The following is a 16,894-nucleotide window of genomic DNA, read 5'->3' on the forward strand; positions in this document are numbered from 1 at the left end:
TAAAATTTACTCTACACTTCATTCAAGCTACTTTTTTCCATTCTTAAACAACTTCTATATTATTTATTACAAATAAAATTTTTTGGAATGAATCAAAACCTCAACATCTTGTGGTACAAGATAACGAATAGATTTTTGTTCTTGAATAAGATTACGAATATAAGTTGCCGAAATATTGAGTAATGGAGCTTCTATACATTTTACTTTTGGATGTGAATGAAACTCTGTTTTGGGAGTTCCCTCTCTTGGATATACCAACACACCATAATATTCTAAAATCTTCTCATGGTTTTTCCACTTATGAAAATGTGTTAAGTTGTCTTCTCCTATCAAAATTTGAAATTGATAATTAGGATATTTTTCTTGAATATAGGTAAGTGTATCAATAGTATAACTTGGTTTAGGAAGAGAAAACTCTATATCACTCACATTTAGTTTTTCATTTCCAGCAATAGCAAGCCGAACCATATCATACCTATCAAACTCATGAAGAAGTGAAGATTTTTTTTTGTGAGGATTATGAGGAGAAACCACAAACCACACTTGGTCTAAATCTGAATTTTCTGCTATTGTATTAGCTGTAATTAAGTGTCCGACGTGAATGGGATTAAAAGAGCCAAAGTAAAGACCTATTTTCATAGTTTGTATGTTATGCTTTTTTCAAAATAAATTCTTCCACAACTTGCTCGCTGTATCCTAAGGCTTCACTTAATGAATCATTAATAATCACTTCATCAAAAAAAGGAGCAAATTCCATTTCAATTTCAGCTTTCTGTACTCTTTCTTTAAGCGTTTCGTCAGTTTCTGTATTGCGTGAAATAAGTCTTTTACGAAGTTCTTTTATAGAAGGAGGTTGTACAAAAACAGCTAGAGCAGCATCTCCAAACTCTTGCTTGAGAGCTACACCACCTTTTACATCGACATCAAAAACTACGACTTGCCCCATACTCCAAAGGCGTTCTACTTCGCTACGAAGCGTTCCATAATAAAGTCCATCATAGACTTGTTCGTATTCTATAAACTCTTGATTTTCTATTTTTTTTCTAAACTCTTCCACCGAAATAAAATAATAATCTTTATTTGGTTTTTCATACGGACGAGGTGAGCGAGTGGTAGCAGAAATTGAAAAACTCAAAATTTCAGGGTAAACACCTAGTAAGTGTTTGACGATGGTGGTTTTGCCAGCTCCAGAAGGGGCAGAGAAAATGATTAGCTTTTGGCTCATAAGGGATTGTAAAGTAGTTGCTTTATTGTTAATTAACTGATTTTTAACCAAAACAGTTTTAAAACATTTGCTTGCAATTATTTTACATACAAAATTACGAAAAAATAACCACTTTATAGAGCTTTTTTAAAGGCTCTATGTAGTAAGTTGAAAATATAATTGAGGTAACAATAAGAAATGAAGTAGATTTTATTAGTTTTGTGATTCATTAAAAAAATGTATTCAGTATAGAAAGACATTACAACATTAAGAAATAGAATGAATCAAAACCCTTCTCAAAACACTCCTGCTCTACCAAGCGATTATTGGACAGAAGAAATTGTGCCTACTGGTAGTCTTTTTGATTTAAAATTAAGAGAAGTTTGGAAGTATAGAGACTTGATATTACTTTTTGTAAAACGTGATTTTGTAGCACAGTACAAACAAACCGTTTTAGGTCCTACGTGGCATTTTATTGTCCCTTTTGTTACGACAGTTTTGTACGTAATTGTTTTTGGTAATATAATGAATGTTAGTACAGACGGCATTCCTCCGTTCTTATTTTATCTGACAAGTAATTTATCTTGGTCATTTTTTGCTAAGTGTTTGCAGGGAACAGCTACTACATTTTCTGCTAACCAACATATTTTTGGAAAAGTATATTTTCCACGCCTTGTTACGCCTATTTCAACAGTTATTTCAGCTTTGCTCAACTTTGGAATCAGTCTTTTACTTCTTATTGGGTCGGTAGCTTATTTTTATATTTTCACAGATGAAAAAATAAGTCTTACCAACTGGATATTTTCTCTGCCTCTTCTACTTTTTATTAGTGGGTTGTTGGCACTAGGCTTAGGTATTATTATTTCTTCATTGACTACAAAGTATAAAGACCTAACAGTTTTCATTAGTTTTGGTGTTCAGCTTCTAATGTTTTTTTCAGCTGTTTTATACCCATTGTCTCAAATTCCTGCACAATATGCTTGGGCTGCAAAATATAATCCACTTGTTCCTTTGATGGAAGCCTTCAGAATGGCTTTTTTAGGAGCAGGAAGTGTAAAGTTCATAGATGTAGTTTACACAGGAATTTTAGCTGTGGTTGTCTTTATTATTGGAATCGTGATTTTTAACCGAACAGAGAGAACATTTATGGACACCGTATAAATCAATGATAAATTATTAATTTTCAATGATAAATAGGGGCTTAATAGGGCTAAACATTTATCAAAATAACTTCAAAAACATTAACATCTGTATTTTTGTTTTTTTACAGATATTCATAAAAATATATGTTAGACTTAAACAATAAATCAATTTTTATTACTGGAGGGACAGGCTCATTTGGTAAGAAATTCGTCAAGACTATTTTAGAGAAATATCCACAAGTAAAGCGCCTGATTATCTTTTCAAGAGATGAACTCAAGCAGTTTGAAATGGCACAAACTTTTTCGCCTGCCACCTATCCTGCTATTCGTTATTTTATTGGAGATATTCGTGATAAAGAACGTCTGATGCGTGCGTTACACGGAGTAGATATTGTGATTCATGCAGCAGCTTTGAAGCAAGTACCGACAGCAGAATACAACCCTTTTGAGTGTATCAAAACAAATGTTTTGGGAGCTCAGAACCTCATAGAAGCCTGTATTGACTCTGGAGTAAAACAAGTCGTAGCTCTCTCAACAGACAAAGCTGCAGCTCCTATCAACTTATACGGAGCAACCAAACTTTGCTCAGACAAACTTTTTGTGGCTGCTAACAATATTGCAGGTAGCAACAAAATCAGTTTTTCAGTAGTGCGTTATGGAAATGTAATGGGTTCTCGTGGTTCGGTCATTCCATTTTTTATGAATAAACGCAGTGAAGGCAAACTACCTATCACGCATGAAGGAATGACACGCTTCAACATTTCTTTAAAAGAAGGTGTAGATTTGGTTCTTTTTGCTTTAGAGAATGCTAAAGGAGGAGAAATATTTGTTCCCAAAATCCCATCATATCGTATTTTAGATGTTGCTGAAGCAATTGCACCAGAGTGTGAGAAAGAAATTGTGGGCGTTCGTCCAGGAGAAAAAATTCACGAAGAAATGATTACAGAAAGTGATTCTATGAATACGATTGAGTTAGAAAATCATTTTATTATCGTTCCTAATGCTCCTTTTGCTTCTTATGAAGAGCAGGTCAATAAATACTTAAAATACCACGGAGGCAAACCAGTAGAAGATGGTTTTTCATACAGTTCTGGACAAAATACAGATTGGCTAACTGTTGAGGAGCTACGTGAACTTATTAAAGAACACGTAGATTCTAATTTTGAAGCCTTTGAAGCAACAAGTTAATTTTACCTTTAAGTTTATGAATATTACCACTACTTTTTCTATTCCTTATGGAAAACAGAATATCACTCAAGAGGATATAGATGCTGTTGTAGAGACACTACAAGCAGATTTCCTAACACAAGGACCAAAGATAGAAGAGTTTGAGCAAAAATTTGCTGATTACGTAGGTTCAAAATATGCCGTAGCAGTTTCAAACGGAACGGCTGCACTTCATTTGTGTACGTTGGCTTTAAATGTAAATGAAAAAAGTAAAGTTATCACAACCCCTATCACTTTTGCAGCTTCAGCAAACTGTGTGCGTTATTGTGGTGGGGAAGTAGTTTTTGCAGACATTGACCCAAAGACAGCACTCATAGATGTAGAAAAATTAGAAGAACTTTTAAAATCTAGTCCAAAAGGAACTTATGATGGAATTATCCCAGTAGATTTTATGGGTCTGCCTGTCAATTTAGAGAAAATCAAAAAACTAGCCGATGAGTATGACTTATGGATTATTGAAGATGCTTGTCATGCCCCAGGCGGATATTTTGTAGATTCTGCAAATCAAAAACAAAACTGTGGAAATGGAAATTATGCCGATTTGGCTATTTTTTCTTTTCACCCAGTAAAACATATTGCCTCTGGAGAAGGAGGAATGATTACGACAAATGATAAAAACCTTTATGATAAATTAATCAAACTTCGCACGCATGGCATAACTAAAAACCAAGACTTACTACAGGAAAACCATGGTAGTTGGTACTATGAAATGCAAGATTTGGGTTATAATTATCGAATTCCAGATATTTTGGCTTCTTTAGGTATTTCACAACTTTCAAGAGCCGATGAGATGATGCAAAAACGCCAAGCCATTGCCAAGCGTTACGATGAGGCATTCCAAAACTCTGAAGTTTGTTTTTTTCAGTATCCAAAAGATAAAGTTTTCCACGCCTATCATCTTTATGTTATTCAAGTAGAACAACGCAAAGAACTCTATGACTACTTGAGAGAAAACAATATCTTTGCCCAAGTACATTATATTCCTGTTCACACCATGCCTTACTATCAGTCTTTGGGCTACAAGAAAGGCGATTTTCCAAATGCTGAAAAATATTATGAATCTTGTTTGAGCCTTCCTATGTATCCAACACTTACCGAAGAAGAACAGAATTTTGTAATTGAGAAAGTATTAGAATTTGTAAAAAATAAAGTTGAATGAGTTATCGGTCTGACCTTAGTTCATTAGGTCAGTCTTGCTAGAGCAGACCGTAAATAGTTTGTTTTTTCTCTATTCTTAAACAACTTAAATGTATAAATGATTTCTTCAAACAAATACATACAAAAATTAGGTATTGGAACTGTTCAGTTTGGTTTAGATTATGGAATCAGTAACAATACAGGCAAAGTTTCTCAGGAAGAAGTAAGTCAAATTCTACAACTCGCTAAAAAAAAAGGAATCTCATATTTAGATACTGCTAGAGCATACGGAGATAGCGAGCAAGTAGTAGGACAAAATATTTCTACTGATAATTCATTCAAAATTGTATCTAAGTTTTCTCCTAATACACAAAATATACAACAAGAAATAGAGACTTCTTTACGTCATTTGCAAGCAGACAGTATTTATGCTTATCTGTTTCATGACTATGATACATTTATTAAATCTCCCTCTTTATGGGAAGAGTTAAAGGATATAAAATCACAAGGTAAAGTTAAAAAAATAGGTTTTTCGTTATATTATCCATCTCAATTAGAAACTCTTTTTGAAAAAAATATTGATTTTGATATTCTTCAACTTCCTTATAATCTATTTGATAGAAGATTTGAATCTTATTTTGAAAAGTTAAATTCAAAAAATGTAGAAATACATATTCGCTCAGTGTTTCTACAAGGTTTATTTTTTATGAATAAGAAAGATTTGTCTTCTCATTTTGATTCTTCCCTTGAAAAACTATCTCATTTACATACTTTAGCCGAAAAATATAACCTCCAAAAAGCTACTTTACCTTTATTTTTTGTCCTGAATAACCCTAACATAGATATTGCTCTTTTAGGTTTGAGTGGAATTTCTGACTTAGAACAAAATTTAAGTATCATTGAAGAATTTGAAAAAATTGAGAAATTGGAACTAGACTTATCTTCTTTCAAAGAAGAAAAGGAGGAAATTATATTACCTTTTTTATGGAAAAAATAATGAATTTATTATCACTATCACAGAAAAATGTATTGGTTACAGGTGGTTATGGCTACTTGGGAAAAGCAATTTGTGAAGGTTTGGCAGAAGCTGGTGCAAGTGTGGTAGTTTTAGCAAAATCAGAGGAGAAGTTTCAGACTGCCTTTGCAGAATCGCCTTTTAAAGCAAACATACATTTTCATACTTTTGATATTTCAGATACTGATTCTATTCGAAAAGGATTTGAAGAAGTCAATAAGCAATTTGGAAAAATAGATGTGCTGATAAATAATGCTTTTTATTCTAAAGGACAATCACCAGAAAAAATGAGTGATGAAGATTGGAATTATGGAATTGATGGCAATTTGAATGCTACTTACAGATGTATTCGGGAGGTAATTCCTTATTTAAAAGAAAATGGAGGAAAAATTATTAATGTATCTTCTATGTACGGTCTGATTTCTCCTGATTTCTCCATATATCAAGACAATAATTTTTTAAATCCACCTCATTATGGAACAGCCAAAGCTGGAGTTCTACAGCTCACTCGTTATTTTGCCTGTTATTTAGGAAAAGATAATATCCAAGTAAATGCTATTACACCCGGTGCATTTCCAAGTGAGGAAGTACAAAAACACAAAGAATTTATAGAAAGTCTAAAAAATAAATCACCACTCAAAAAAATAGGCAAACCAGAAGATTTAAAAGGAGCTTTTGTTCTTTTAAGTTCAGAAGCATCTAATTTTATTACTGGACAAAACATTGTGATAGATGGAGGCTGGACAGCATGGTAAAACATAATGTAGGAATTATCATACAAGCTCGTATGGGTTCGACACGTTTGGAAGGAAAAATTCTTTTCAAATTACCTTATAGAAGTTCTGTATCTGTATTAGAACAAATCATTCGAAGAGCAAAAGCTACAAAAAATGCAGATAAGGTAGTTGTAGCCTCATCTATAAATTCTGAAAATGATATTTTAGAAAATATTCTGAAAGATAAATGTTTACTATTTAGAGGAGATGAAGAAAATGTTCTATCTAGGTTTTACAGCATTGCTAAAGAAAATAATTTTGAAACAATAGTCAGACTGACAGCCGACAATCCTTGTTTTGACCCTATTTACATAGAAAAAGCAATCTCAGAACACATTTCTAATAACGCTGATTATACCTACACAAAAGGACTTCCTTTAGGTATGAATGTAGAAGTATTATCTTTTTCGGCTTTAGAAGAAGCTCACCAAAATGCTTCAAAAAAAGCAGAGACAGAACATGTTACACCATATATTACTTCTAAGCCACAAAAATATAAACTTCATTATCCTCAAGTGATTTCTAAAAAAGAAGAAATAGAAAAATGGCGTCTGACAATGGACAACCCAACAGATTATTCTTTAATGTGCTTACTTTATGAAAATTTGTATAAAGATAATCCTCTCTTTGGCTGGAAAGAAATAAATACTTTTCTAAGTCAAAGACCTTGGGCAGTTGCTATCAATCAAAGCAATTTTCAAAAACAAATATTTACTTCTTTTGAAGAGGAAAAAACAACAGCTATTCAACTACTACGACAAAATGATTTGTTACATACTGCAAACTATCTAAATAAGTTATAATTTATATGTATTGAGGTAAGATTTTTATTTGTGATAGAATAAATATTCTATTTATTTTGAAAATAGTATGTCCACTATGCTACTAGCATTTTTTGCAGAGATACACATCATCAATTTTTTAGAGTACAATAAAATTTGAAATACTATTAAAATGAAGACAATAAAATTAACTGATAAATATACAATAGGAGAAGATAAAGTTTTTGTTATTGCAGAAATTGGCTCTAATCATAATCAAAGCCTTGAGTTAGCTTATGAAACTATTGATGCAGCCAAAGAAGCAGGAGCAGATGCTGTAAAATTTCAATCTATCAGTGTAGATAAGTTGTACATAAATCCTAGCAAAGAAACTATTGAGTTACACAAAAGAATTGATTTACCTGAAGAGTGGCACTACCTTCTACATGATTACTGCAAAAAGAAAGATATTTTATTTTTTTCCTCTCCTACGTATCTGGAATCTATTGATATTTTAGAAGAACTTAATACTCCTATTTACAAACTTGCCTCGGCTCAAGTTGGTACATTTCCCCAACTTGTTGAAAAGGTAGCTTCTCTACATAAGCCTACCATACTCTCAACAGGTTTGGTAAACTATGGCGATTTGGAAAAAGTGGTACAGATTTTTGAAAAGGCTAAAAATGACAAATACATCATTCTACATTGCAATAGTATTTATCCAACTCCTTTTGAAAGAGTGCATTTGCCTTTAATGGATACTTATAAAACTATGTTTGACTGCATTGTTGGCTTTTCTGACCACACAACAGATATTTTTGCATCTATTGCAGCCGTAGCTAGAGGCGCAAAAGTAATCGAAAAACATTTTGCTATGAGTCGCTCACTACCTGTTCCTGACGCTCCTTTTTCATTAGAACCCGAAGAGTTGAAACACATGATTGAAGGAATAAGAGCAACAGAAAAAATGCTCAAACCTAATGTAAGACTAGATATTGAACAGGAAGAAAGAGGTTTCAAAAATGCCATTGCTACTCGTTTGGTCTTGAATAAAGATAAAAAAGCTGGAGATTCTTTACAAAAAGATGATTTTATATTTAGAAGAAATAAAGAGGGGATAAATTGTTCTGAATTGGACAGTATTCTTGATAAGAAATTAAATACTGATGTAAAGCAGTTTAGTATTTTAAAAAAATCTTATATCATTCGATAATTTTCAATAAAAATGAAAAATAAGTACCTAAAATTTTCTTTTTTTCTATTTTTAGCAATCATTACAAATCCTTTTTTCACGAAGGAAGTGCTTGAATTGAGCTTTGTAGTACACAGTTATGTTTATCAACTACTTACTGGCATTTTATCTCTTACTTTTCTAAGTATTAGTATAGTTGTTATACTTTCAAAAGAGGAGAATCTAATTCGTTTTTTAAAGCCTAAAATCAATAGATACGAAGATTACTTAAACAGACATTATATAGATGAGAAGCTAAATCCAAATATATTAGCTATTTATCGTATTTCTTTCTCTATCGTAAACTTTATTCTGATTTATAATTATTTCTTATTTTTTGATGTAATATGGTTTCATATTGAATACGAATCAAATATACTACTATTAAAATCTGCTCTATGGGTCTGGTTATTAGCTTCTTTACTACTTCTTTTTGGTATAGGAGGGAGGTTAGTTGGAGTTGTTCAACTCATTGTTGCTGTGTTTATTACACGAAATGTATATACTTTTGGTATTTTCGAATTCACGATTCTGTGTAATATTTGGGCTTTTGTTCTTCTTAGAACTGATTACAAATTCTCATTGAATAATTTTCTATATAAACAGAAGAATGTTCTTCGCTTTATTGCACTAACACCTAAACAAACCCCTGTTATTTTTTTATATGTATTGGGAATTTATTTTGGTTTCATTTTTTTATTAGCTGGTGTAGATAAACTCATTGACCCACTATGGTTTGAAGGGAATGGTTTTTATGCTTTTTGTACAATGCCTTGGACACTCCCAAAGTATTTAGAGTTTATAACGAGGAGTAGAATAATAACTTATATAGCCAACTATTCTTCCGTCTTTATAGAGATAATATTTCTTCCTTTATTTCTTTTTCGCAAAACACGAACATTGAGCATTTGCCTTGCTACTACTTTATTCTTAGGTTTGATTTATCCTTTTAATATCTTCTTCATTGGTATTTATGCTGTTCTTTTTGGTTTTTTGCTATCTAGTAGTTTTCCTATATTTACATCACTGATTGATAATGAAGAAAAGAAATTACAAATACTTCTTCCTTTTTTGACAAAAAAACGTCTTATATTAGGTAGTGCATTTATAGCCATTTATTTTATTTCGTACAATTTTTCTAAAATTTTATTAAACAGTACAATAAACAGCATAAATGCTATGCAAGAGGTTACAGAGACTATTCCTAGTTCAGACAGTTACGATCTCAACTCTTTGGTAGTAAAACATCAATCAGAGCAAGAAGAGTATTTGAATGATTTACACTTAGAAGAACTTTACTCATTTTCCAAAATATTAAAAACTTGGTTTATTCGGTTTTCAGAAGTAAAGTTGTTTTCTAGTAGGCATCTGATTGGTCAGTATGCATATAGAGTAATTATTACAAAAAAAGATGGAACAAAAGTAGAACCTATCAAATATTTTATGAAAGATAAAAGCAGAGGAGAATTTGATAGAAACTACTTTATGCTTAATATCTTTCAAGGCGCAATGTATATGCATGGAGATATGGCAAACCGACTAGCATATAGAATAAAATTAGAGCCTCGCTATGTTCTTATATATCGTTTTTTGCATTACTCTGCACAAAAATCTAATTTAGATATGAATGAGATAGCATATATTTCTACTTTTGTTGCTCCTATAAAAGTACCTATAGAATATAAAGGTACTGTGAAACAAAATGAAAAAGAATGGAAGGAAATGATTAGGTTTTCAGAAGGTAAAGGTTATGAGATGATAGAAAAACCCATAATACAGCCTTACCAAGCTAGAAATATTAATCAATCAAATTATCTTCCTAGGGTCTTATATAAATCTTTACAGAAAAAATGAAAAAAATACTTGTCATAGGTGCTGGCTGGGAACAGTATGCGCTCTTAGAAACCATAAAAAAAGAGGGGCATAGTATTATTGCTACTCATCCAAATTTACAAGCACAGAGTTTTGAGTTTGCAGACCACCATTATATAAAAGAAAGTACAGACATTGCAGCTCACTTGCGTATTGCACAAGCGCACAAAATTGATGCTATCTTGACAGATAATTGCGATTATTCATTTTATACAGCTTCTATAATTGCTTCCAAATTAAATCTGCCTTTTGCTCCTATTGACTCAGCTATCTTATCAAACGATAAATTCGAACAGCGTGAGCGTTGCAATAATACAAAGGTTAGACAACCTATTTATCGCAAAGTAAAAACAATAGAAGCCTTAGAAGAAGCTGCTTCTCAGGTTGGTTTTCCATTGATTTTGAAACCTATTGATAGTCGTGGTACATTTGGGGTTACTATTATTAAAGAAGAAGAAAGTCTGAAATCAGCTTTTTATGATGCTATTTCTAACTCTCCTTCACACACACTTATTTGTGAAGAATTTATTGAAGGTACTTTAGTAACTGTTGATGGATTTTGCTTTAGCAATGGACACCAGTCTCTTGCTGTTGCTTCTCGTAAATTTGAAAAAGGTAGTAAGCCTGTTACGAAAGAAATTATCTATCCTGCACAATTTTCAGAGGATTTAAACAAAAAGCTACTTGAAAACCATAATGATGTAGTTTCTCTTTTGGGGTATCAGTACGGACACACGCACGGAGAATATATAGTTAATCAGAATGAGGAAATATTTTTGGTAGAATGTACCAATAGAGGTGGAGGGGTTTATACCTCTTCTGTGATTGTTCCTTTACTCACTCAAATTGATTTGAATAAAGTTTTACTTCATCAATCTTTAGGAACAGATAATTTTAAAGTAGAAAACATGGGGTTAGGTTTTATGAAAAAATCTGTAATGCTCACTTTCTTAGACTTTGAAGTAGGTAAAGTAATCAAATCTATCAATATGAACAATATGCTTTCAAAAGATTATACAGTTCGTTTTAGGAGCATTTATGGAGAAAATGATATGGTAGAGTCTATCGAAAATTGTGCATCTCGTCATTCTATGTTAGTGATTCAAGGTGCAGATAGTAAACAGACTTTATCAAATTTTTCTGACTTTAAAAAAGAACTAACTATTGAATATTATAAATAAAAAACATTTTGTTTAAATATTCTTATAAAAATTCAATTAAAAATAGTGAGATTATGATAAATATTGTAGAAAATACGTTGAGAGATGGTTCTTATGTAATAGATTTTCAATTTGATAGATTCCAAACAGCACGTATTACAAAGGGATTGTATGACTTAGGATTTGAATACATCGAAGTCGGACACGGATTAGGTTTAGGTGCTTGGAACAATCCTAAAACTGGTCTTTCAAAAGAAGATGACCAAACGTATGTAAGAGCAGCCAAAGAAGCTGCTCCAAATGCCAAAATTGGAACTTTCTTTATCCCAAATATCGGTACAAAGGAAGATATTGATAAAGCTGTAGATGCAGGAATTAGTTTTATCAGAATTGGAAACAATGTAGATTACTTTGAAAGAATACGAGAGTATGCTGAATATGCAAAGAAAAAAGGACTTATTGTAGGAGTAAATCTTATGAAAAGCTATGGAGTAAAATCGTATGAGTTTACCAAAATTGTTCAAGAAATAGACAAATGGCAAACTTCTGATGCCATCTATTTAGTAGATTCAGCAGGTTGTATGATGCCACACGAAGTGTACGAATACATAGACCGAACCAAGCAAGTCATACAAACACATTTAGGGTTTCATGGACACAATAACTTAGGATTAGCGATTGCAAACTCTTTAGAAGCTGTTAGAGCTGGAGCAAATTATGTAGATACCTGTGTGCGTGGAATGGGCAGAAGTGCAGGCAATGCACAAAGTGAAATTGTAGTTCATTTACTACAAAAAATGGGAATTAGCCCCATTGATACTGAAATCTATGATTTTTATGAATTTGCAAATAAAGAAATTGTACCTCTTATGCCACGAGTGCAAGGTCTTACAGATGAGGAAATTCATATTGGAATTAGTCGTTTTCATACCAGTTATATGCCAGTAGTAAATGCAACCTCTGAAAAATTCAATGTTGATAAAAAACGATTAATTAAAAAAGTTTCAGATATTAATTGCATTAATCCTAGCCAAGAGTTGTTTGAAGAAATAGCGATGACTTTGTAAACCAAAACAAATAAGATTACACTTTATTTACTTAATAATTTAATGAAAGATACAATAGCCTTCAAAGAAATTTCAGAGCAGATGGTAAGTCGTTATTCCCAACGCTACAAAAAATTAGGATACCATGTTCAAACACTCGGTTGGGGAAACACAGAACAACAAACCTATCGTTTCCAACAGACATTAGAGGGAATAAATTTTTCTAATCAAAAATCTATTCTGGATATTGGCTGTGGCTTTGGAGATTATTTAGCTCTCTTGAAGGCTCAGAATAAGGAGTTTCAAAATTATATTGGATGGGACATTAATCCTGATTTGATTAGTGAAGCTCAAAAAATATGGTCAGAAGAGCAAAAAGCTAGATTTGAGGTAGCAAATATTGGAGAAACTGCTTTATCACAACCTGTGGCTGATGCAGCTATTATGTTAGGCGTTTTGAATCTGAACTTAAAAGATAAAGTAGATAATTATCAGTATTCTTTCAATTTTATCAAAAATGCTTTTTCTTTGGTCAATGAAGTATTGGTAGTAGATTTTTTGAGTGATAAACTAACAGATAATTATCCAAAAGAAGATTTTGTTTTTTATCATAATCCTGCAAAAATGCTAGACTTTGCCCTCTCTCTTACTCCAAATGTAGTTTTGAAGCATAATTATGCTGCCATTCCTCAAAAAGAGTTTATGCTTTTCCTTTACAAATAAAAAAATAATGCAGATTTTTGATTTTAATATTCATCTTCCTTTTATAGAACATGAAGATGTAAATGTAGTCATTGACCAAGATTTAAACCTTAATGTTGAAGGAATCTCTAAAGGTCTTCAAAAGCATCAAGAAACAATAAATAAAGCAGTTGGAGCTAATTTTTTATTGTTCAATACCAACCTTTTCGATGAAGATGTAACGCCATTTTTTCAAAAAGCAAATCAACTCTTTGATAAAACTTCTTTTACAGCTTTAGTAGATTTTCGCAGATTTGATGCTTTTGAGTATATAGAAAAAGTAGTGAAAGCAGGTGCAAAAGCAATTATGTTTAATTCTTACCTACAAAAAATAAGTGAAGCAGATTTTGTAGAGGTAGGCAAAATATGTCAGTTTGCTCAAGAAAAAGGCTTAATTATTTGTATTGATGGAAGTTATGGAACTTCAAAGATGTATGCTTACGACAATCTAAAACTAGCTTGTTTTGTAGCTGATTTGGTTGAAAAAACGCCTATTGTAATTGTTCATAGTGGAGGATATAGAATTATTGAGAGTATGCTTTTGGCTGCTGATAAGAAAAATGTTTGGCTAGATACTTCCTTTTCGCTTCCTTATTATATTGGTTCTTCTTTAGAGCAAGATTTTGCCTTTGTATATAAAAAAATGATAAATAGAGTAGTTTTTGGTACAGACCATCCGTATCATAACTTTGATGAGGCTATCAAAGTACATAAAGATTTCTTTGAAAAACATAACTTTACATCAGAACAACAAGAACAGATTTTTTATCAGAATGCTCTTCAACTTTTTAATCTTGATTAATTAATTTTTCTATGAACAAACTTCTTATTCTTACTGAGGCAGGTAAGTCTATTGGTTATGGACATTATATGCGTTGCTCTGCACTACAAAAAGAAGCTAAAAAGCAAGGTTTAAAAACAAAAATGCTTTTACATGTAAATGGAAGTGAGAGTTTTGAAGTAGAAGGAGAGATATATAACTGGCTGGAAGACAAAATATTGAAAATAAATATTCTCTCAAAGGAGTTTGATATTGTTTTGATAGATTCTTATTTGGCAAATGAAAATATCTATTCTGATTTGAAGCAAAATTTTAAAAAAGTTGTAGTAATAGATGATTACAACAGAATAGATTATGATGCAGATTTAATCATTAATCCGAATGTTTTCTTTGAGCAGATAGATTATACTAATCAAAAAGCAAAATGTATTGGGGGGAAAGAATTTGTACTGCTACGCCCTATTTTTATTTCTTCAAAAGAGCATGAAAATCGCCAAACAACGGATAAAAATATAGATAATCTTTTGATTACGATAGGTGGCACAGACTTTCGCAACCTCTTGCCTAAACTCATTAAAGTTTGCCTAAATCAAAATTTAAAAAAAGTACAAGTTATTTGTCCACAAGAAAACGAACGAAAAGAATTAGAAAAAAAATTTCTTCGTAATGAGAATATTGAGATTTTGGGAAAGCAATCTGCTGAAGAAATGCATGAGTTATATCTCAAAAACAACTTAGTTATATCTGCTTGTGGTCAGACACTGTACGAACTAGCAAGTCTTGGCAAACCTACTATTGGCATTTGCTTGGCGATTGACCAAGTTCCAAATCAGAAATATTATCTTGAAAAAAGTTTTTTGTTAGAAAATATCAATTGGGATGATATAAATATCGCAACAAAGATTAGTTCTCAAATAACTAATTTTCAAAACCTTGATTTGAAAAGGGTTATTCAAAATTATGCACCTACTTTAATAGGAAAAAATGGGGTAAATAAATGCATCGAAGCAATATTTTCTAATCAAACACTTACCTTCAGAACTGCTCAATTACAAGATGCCAAAATCTATTTTGAATGGGCAAATGATGAAGCTGTTAGAGAAAATGCTTTTAATAGCGAACCTATTGTTTGGGAAAATCACTTGGCTTGGTTTGAAAGTAAAATTGCTTCATCTTCTCTCTTACTACTCTTTTTTTTAGAAAGCTCAAATACTCCTATCGGGCAAGTTAGGGTAGATTGGAATACAGATACTCAAGATAGAGAAGAAAAAAATGGTTGGATAGATTATAGTGTTAGCAAAAACTATAGAGGAAAAAAATTGGCTACTAAAATGCTCATTCATACTGTCAAGTTATTACAAAAACAACCTACTTCTATATCATTAAAAGGTATAGTAAAACAGGAGAATATGGCATCTCAAAAAGCTTTTTTAAGAGCAAATTTTGAGCATATCGATAGCCAAAACGTAAATAACTTTGAGTGTCAAGTTTTTCAATACAAAACTGACTTAAAATAATTGATTAAATGATAAATTTTCAAGACAAAAAAATACTGGTAGTCGTGGCTCATCCTGACGACGAACTTCTAGGTGTGGGGGCAACGATGCACCATCTTATCAACAACTATAATTGTCAGGTAAGGGCAATTATTTTAGGTGAAGGCATTACCTCTCGTTCTGATAACAGAGACAGAGAAAAATGGGAAAAAGAACTTCAAACACATAGAGATAATATTTATTCTGCTCAAAAATGTATTGGTTACCAAAGTGTAGGGATTTATGATTTTGCCGATAATCGTTTTGATACAGTCGCTTTACTAGACTTGGTAAAAGTAATTGAGAAAGAAAAACAAGAGTTTGAGCCTACTATTATTTTTACACACCACGGAGGAGACCTAAACATTGACCATCGACGAACATTTGAAGCCGTCATGACAGCAATTCGTCCTATGGAAAATGAAAAAGTACAACACATTTTTACTTTCGAAACGCCTTCTTCCACTGAGTGGCAAGCCTTCAACTATCCCAACCCTTTCCAACCTAATTTTTTTGTGAGTGTAGATGAAGAAAATGTAGAAGCAAAAATTAAAGGAATGGAAAGCTATGAATTTGAAAAACGCCCATATCCACACCCTCGTTCGCCAGAAGCCTTGAAAATACAGGCTAGACGTTGGGGAGTAGCCGTAGGAAAGCATTTTGCAGAAGCCTTTATGTATGTACGTGGAATTATGTAAAACTTTTTCTTTCAAAAAAGCGTTTTTTATAGAGGTTACTCTTATTTTTACAGATTCTAAATAATCTCACTAATTTTGAGTAATTTTGTATTTGCATTTAATTTTTATCAAGAAAAAAGAGTTCACAGAACTTTCAATTCTGGCTAGAATTATTTTAATAACTTACTAGAAACGAAACGTTATGATTACAATCACAGACAAAGCTGCCGACCAAATAAATTTGCTCAAACAAAAAGAAAATCATGCTCCCAATAGCAATATCCGTGTATCTGTACAAGGAGGAGGCTGTTCAGGCTTAATGTATGACCTTGCTTTTGATGCGTCTATTCAAGATGCTGATGAGGTATTTGAAGACAAAGGCATCAAAATATTAGTCGATAAAAAAAGTTTACTTTACCTTTTGGGAACTTCTCTTGACTTTACAGATGGTCTGAATGGAAAAGGATTTCAATTTGTAAATCCAAATGCTTCACGCACTTGTGGGTGTGGGGAAAGTTTTTCAGTATAAATAATTCACTCTCTAAAGAGTGTGCTACATTAAAAACTCCTTTCAAAGATTATTTTTGAA

17 protein-coding genes are annotated in these 16,894 nt (G+C 32.0%); 15 read left to right on the forward strand and 2 right to left on the reverse strand.

The window, feature by feature from the left end; all coding sequences use genetic code 11:
- Window positions 1–66: 66 nt before the first annotated feature.
- Together nadD and gmk are read right to left on the reverse strand one after the other, a co-directional pair.
- Window positions 67–639: a nicotinate (nicotinamide) nucleotide adenylyltransferase gene (nadD, locus tag QZ659_RS14685; protein WP_291726736.1), complete on the reverse strand. Its 573-nt coding sequence runs from the start codon at window positions 637–639 to the stop codon at window positions 67–69.
- 10 nt (window positions 640–649) lie between these two features.
- The gene (gene gmk, locus QZ659_RS14690) at window positions 650–1,225 is read right to left on the reverse strand and encodes a guanylate kinase (RefSeq protein WP_291726738.1); all 576 of its coding nucleotides are present in this window, start codon (window positions 1,223–1,225) and stop codon (window positions 650–652) included.
- 258 nt (window positions 1,226–1,483) lie between these two features.
- Between gmk and QZ659_RS14695 the strand changes: the two genes are divergently transcribed.
- The 15 genes from QZ659_RS14695 to QZ659_RS14765 all read left to right on the forward strand — a co-directional run bounded on the left by QZ659_RS14695 (window position 1,484) and on the right by QZ659_RS14765 (window position 16,834).
- Entirely contained in the window at window positions 1,484–2,365 is an 882-nt protein-coding gene (locus QZ659_RS14695) for an ABC transporter permease (protein ID WP_291726741.1), read from the forward strand.
- Window positions 2,366–2,490: 125 nt separating this feature from the next.
- The gene (pseB, locus tag QZ659_RS14700) at window positions 2,491–3,534 is read left to right on the forward strand and encodes a UDP-N-acetylglucosamine 4,6-dehydratase (inverting) (RefSeq protein WP_291726743.1); all 1,044 of its coding nucleotides are present in this window, start codon (window positions 2,491–2,493) and stop codon (window positions 3,532–3,534) included.
- Between the two features lie 16 nt (window positions 3,535–3,550).
- The gene (pseC, locus tag QZ659_RS14705; RefSeq protein WP_291726744.1) at window positions 3,551–4,732 is read left to right on the forward strand and encodes a UDP-4-amino-4,6-dideoxy-N-acetyl-beta-L-altrosamine transaminase; all 1,182 of its coding nucleotides are present in this window, start codon (window positions 3,551–3,553) and stop codon (window positions 4,730–4,732) included.
- A gap of 96 nt (window positions 4,733–4,828) precedes the next feature.
- Window positions 4,829–5,707 carry an aldo/keto reductase gene (locus tag QZ659_RS14710; protein ID WP_291726746.1) on the forward strand — a complete coding sequence of 293 codons (879 nt, stop codon included), beginning with the start codon at window positions 4,829–4,831 and terminating at the stop codon, window positions 5,705–5,707.
- The gene (locus QZ659_RS14715; protein ID WP_291726748.1) at window positions 5,707–6,480 is read left to right on the forward strand and encodes an SDR family NAD(P)-dependent oxidoreductase; all 774 of its coding nucleotides are present in this window, start codon (window positions 5,707–5,709) and stop codon (window positions 6,478–6,480) included. Before QZ659_RS14710 ends, QZ659_RS14715 begins: the two co-directional genes overlap by 1 nt.
- On the forward strand, window positions 6,474–7,304 hold the full coding sequence (locus QZ659_RS14720; RefSeq protein ID WP_291726750.1) for a glycosyltransferase family protein: 831 nt from the start codon (window positions 6,474–6,476) through the stop codon (window positions 7,302–7,304). Before QZ659_RS14715 ends, QZ659_RS14720 begins: the two co-directional genes overlap by 7 nt.
- A gap of 151 nt (window positions 7,305–7,455) precedes the next feature.
- Window positions 7,456–8,475 (forward strand): N-acetylneuraminate synthase family protein, encoded by a 1,020-nt coding sequence (locus QZ659_RS14725; RefSeq protein ID WP_291726751.1) that lies wholly within the window; start codon window positions 7,456–7,458, stop codon window positions 8,473–8,475.
- Window positions 8,476–8,487: 12 nt separating this feature from the next.
- Window positions 8,488–10,347, forward strand: a complete 1,860-nt coding sequence (locus tag QZ659_RS14730) for a hypothetical protein (protein ID WP_291726754.1) — start codon at window positions 8,488–8,490, stop codon at window positions 10,345–10,347.
- A complete protein-coding gene (locus QZ659_RS14735) occupies window positions 10,344–11,546 on the forward strand; it encodes an ATP-grasp domain-containing protein (protein ID WP_291726757.1) in 1,203 nt (400 codons plus the stop codon). Before QZ659_RS14730 ends, QZ659_RS14735 begins: the two co-directional genes overlap by 4 nt.
- A gap of 53 nt (window positions 11,547–11,599) precedes the next feature.
- Window positions 11,600–12,592, forward strand: coding sequence for a hypothetical protein (locus tag QZ659_RS14740; protein ID WP_291726760.1), 993 nt, complete (start codon window positions 11,600–11,602; stop codon window positions 12,590–12,592).
- A 42-nt stretch (window positions 12,593–12,634) separates the two neighbouring features.
- Window positions 12,635–13,294 carry a class I SAM-dependent methyltransferase gene (locus QZ659_RS14745; RefSeq protein WP_291726762.1) on the forward strand — a complete coding sequence of 220 codons (660 nt, stop codon included), beginning with the start codon at window positions 12,635–12,637 and terminating at the stop codon, window positions 13,292–13,294.
- Window positions 13,295–13,301: 7 nt separating this feature from the next.
- The gene (locus tag QZ659_RS14750; protein WP_291726765.1) at window positions 13,302–14,114 is read left to right on the forward strand and encodes an amidohydrolase family protein; all 813 of its coding nucleotides are present in this window, start codon (window positions 13,302–13,304) and stop codon (window positions 14,112–14,114) included.
- A gap of 11 nt (window positions 14,115–14,125) precedes the next feature.
- Window positions 14,126–15,610, forward strand: a complete 1,485-nt coding sequence (locus QZ659_RS14755; protein WP_291726767.1) for a bifunctional UDP-2,4-diacetamido-2,4,6-trideoxy-beta-L-altropyranose hydrolase/GNAT family N-acetyltransferase — start codon at window positions 14,126–14,128, stop codon at window positions 15,608–15,610.
- A gap of 8 nt (window positions 15,611–15,618) precedes the next feature.
- Window positions 15,619–16,326 (forward strand): PIG-L deacetylase family protein, encoded by a 708-nt coding sequence (locus QZ659_RS14760; protein ID WP_291726769.1) that lies wholly within the window; start codon window positions 15,619–15,621, stop codon window positions 16,324–16,326.
- 181 nt (window positions 16,327–16,507) lie between these two features.
- Window positions 16,508–16,834, forward strand: a complete 327-nt coding sequence (locus QZ659_RS14765; protein WP_291726771.1) for a HesB/IscA family protein — start codon at window positions 16,508–16,510, stop codon at window positions 16,832–16,834.
- Window positions 16,835–16,894 lie beyond the last annotated feature (60 nt).

Origin of the sequence: Bernardetia sp. (assembly GCF_020630935.1) — a bacterium.
Lineage (GTDB): Bacteria > Bacteroidota > Bacteroidia > Cytophagales > Bernardetiaceae > Bernardetia.

What these genes read in the sequence shown, in the direction of transcription:
- nadD (WP_291726736.1), bottom strand. Translation starts at nt 639, where the DNA reads ATGAAAATAGGTCTTTACTTTGGCTCTTTTAATCCCATTCACGTCGGA.
- gmk (WP_291726738.1), bottom strand. Translation starts at nt 1,225, where the DNA reads ATGAGCCAAAAGCTAATCATTTTCTCTGCCCCTTCTGGAGCTGGCAAA.
- QZ659_RS14695 (WP_291726741.1), top strand. Translation starts at nt 1,484, where the DNA reads ATGAATCAAAACCCTTCTCAAAACACTCCTGCTCTACCAAGCGATTAT.
- pseB (WP_291726743.1), top strand. Translation starts at nt 2,491, where the DNA reads ATGTTAGACTTAAACAATAAATCAATTTTTATTACTGGAGGGACAGGC.
- pseC (WP_291726744.1), top strand. Translation starts at nt 3,551, where the DNA reads ATGAATATTACCACTACTTTTTCTATTCCTTATGGAAAACAGAATATC.
- QZ659_RS14710 (WP_291726746.1), top strand. Translation starts at nt 4,829, where the DNA reads ATGATTTCTTCAAACAAATACATACAAAAATTAGGTATTGGAACTGTT.
- QZ659_RS14715 (WP_291726748.1), top strand. Translation starts at nt 5,707, where the DNA reads ATGAATTTATTATCACTATCACAGAAAAATGTATTGGTTACAGGTGGT.
- QZ659_RS14720 (WP_291726750.1), top strand. Translation starts at nt 6,474, where the DNA reads ATGGTAAAACATAATGTAGGAATTATCATACAAGCTCGTATGGGTTCG.
- QZ659_RS14725 (WP_291726751.1), top strand. Translation starts at nt 7,456, where the DNA reads ATGAAGACAATAAAATTAACTGATAAATATACAATAGGAGAAGATAAA.
- QZ659_RS14730 (WP_291726754.1), top strand. Translation starts at nt 8,488, where the DNA reads ATGAAAAATAAGTACCTAAAATTTTCTTTTTTTCTATTTTTAGCAATC.
- QZ659_RS14735 (WP_291726757.1), top strand. Translation starts at nt 10,344, where the DNA reads ATGAAAAAAATACTTGTCATAGGTGCTGGCTGGGAACAGTATGCGCTC.
- QZ659_RS14740 (WP_291726760.1), top strand. Translation starts at nt 11,600, where the DNA reads ATGATAAATATTGTAGAAAATACGTTGAGAGATGGTTCTTATGTAATA.
- QZ659_RS14745 (WP_291726762.1), top strand. Translation starts at nt 12,635, where the DNA reads ATGAAAGATACAATAGCCTTCAAAGAAATTTCAGAGCAGATGGTAAGT.
- QZ659_RS14750 (WP_291726765.1), top strand. Translation starts at nt 13,302, where the DNA reads ATGCAGATTTTTGATTTTAATATTCATCTTCCTTTTATAGAACATGAA.
- QZ659_RS14755 (WP_291726767.1), top strand. Translation starts at nt 14,126, where the DNA reads ATGAACAAACTTCTTATTCTTACTGAGGCAGGTAAGTCTATTGGTTAT.
- QZ659_RS14760 (WP_291726769.1), top strand. Translation starts at nt 15,619, where the DNA reads ATGATAAATTTTCAAGACAAAAAAATACTGGTAGTCGTGGCTCATCCT.
- QZ659_RS14765 (WP_291726771.1), top strand. Translation starts at nt 16,508, where the DNA reads ATGATTACAATCACAGACAAAGCTGCCGACCAAATAAATTTGCTCAAA.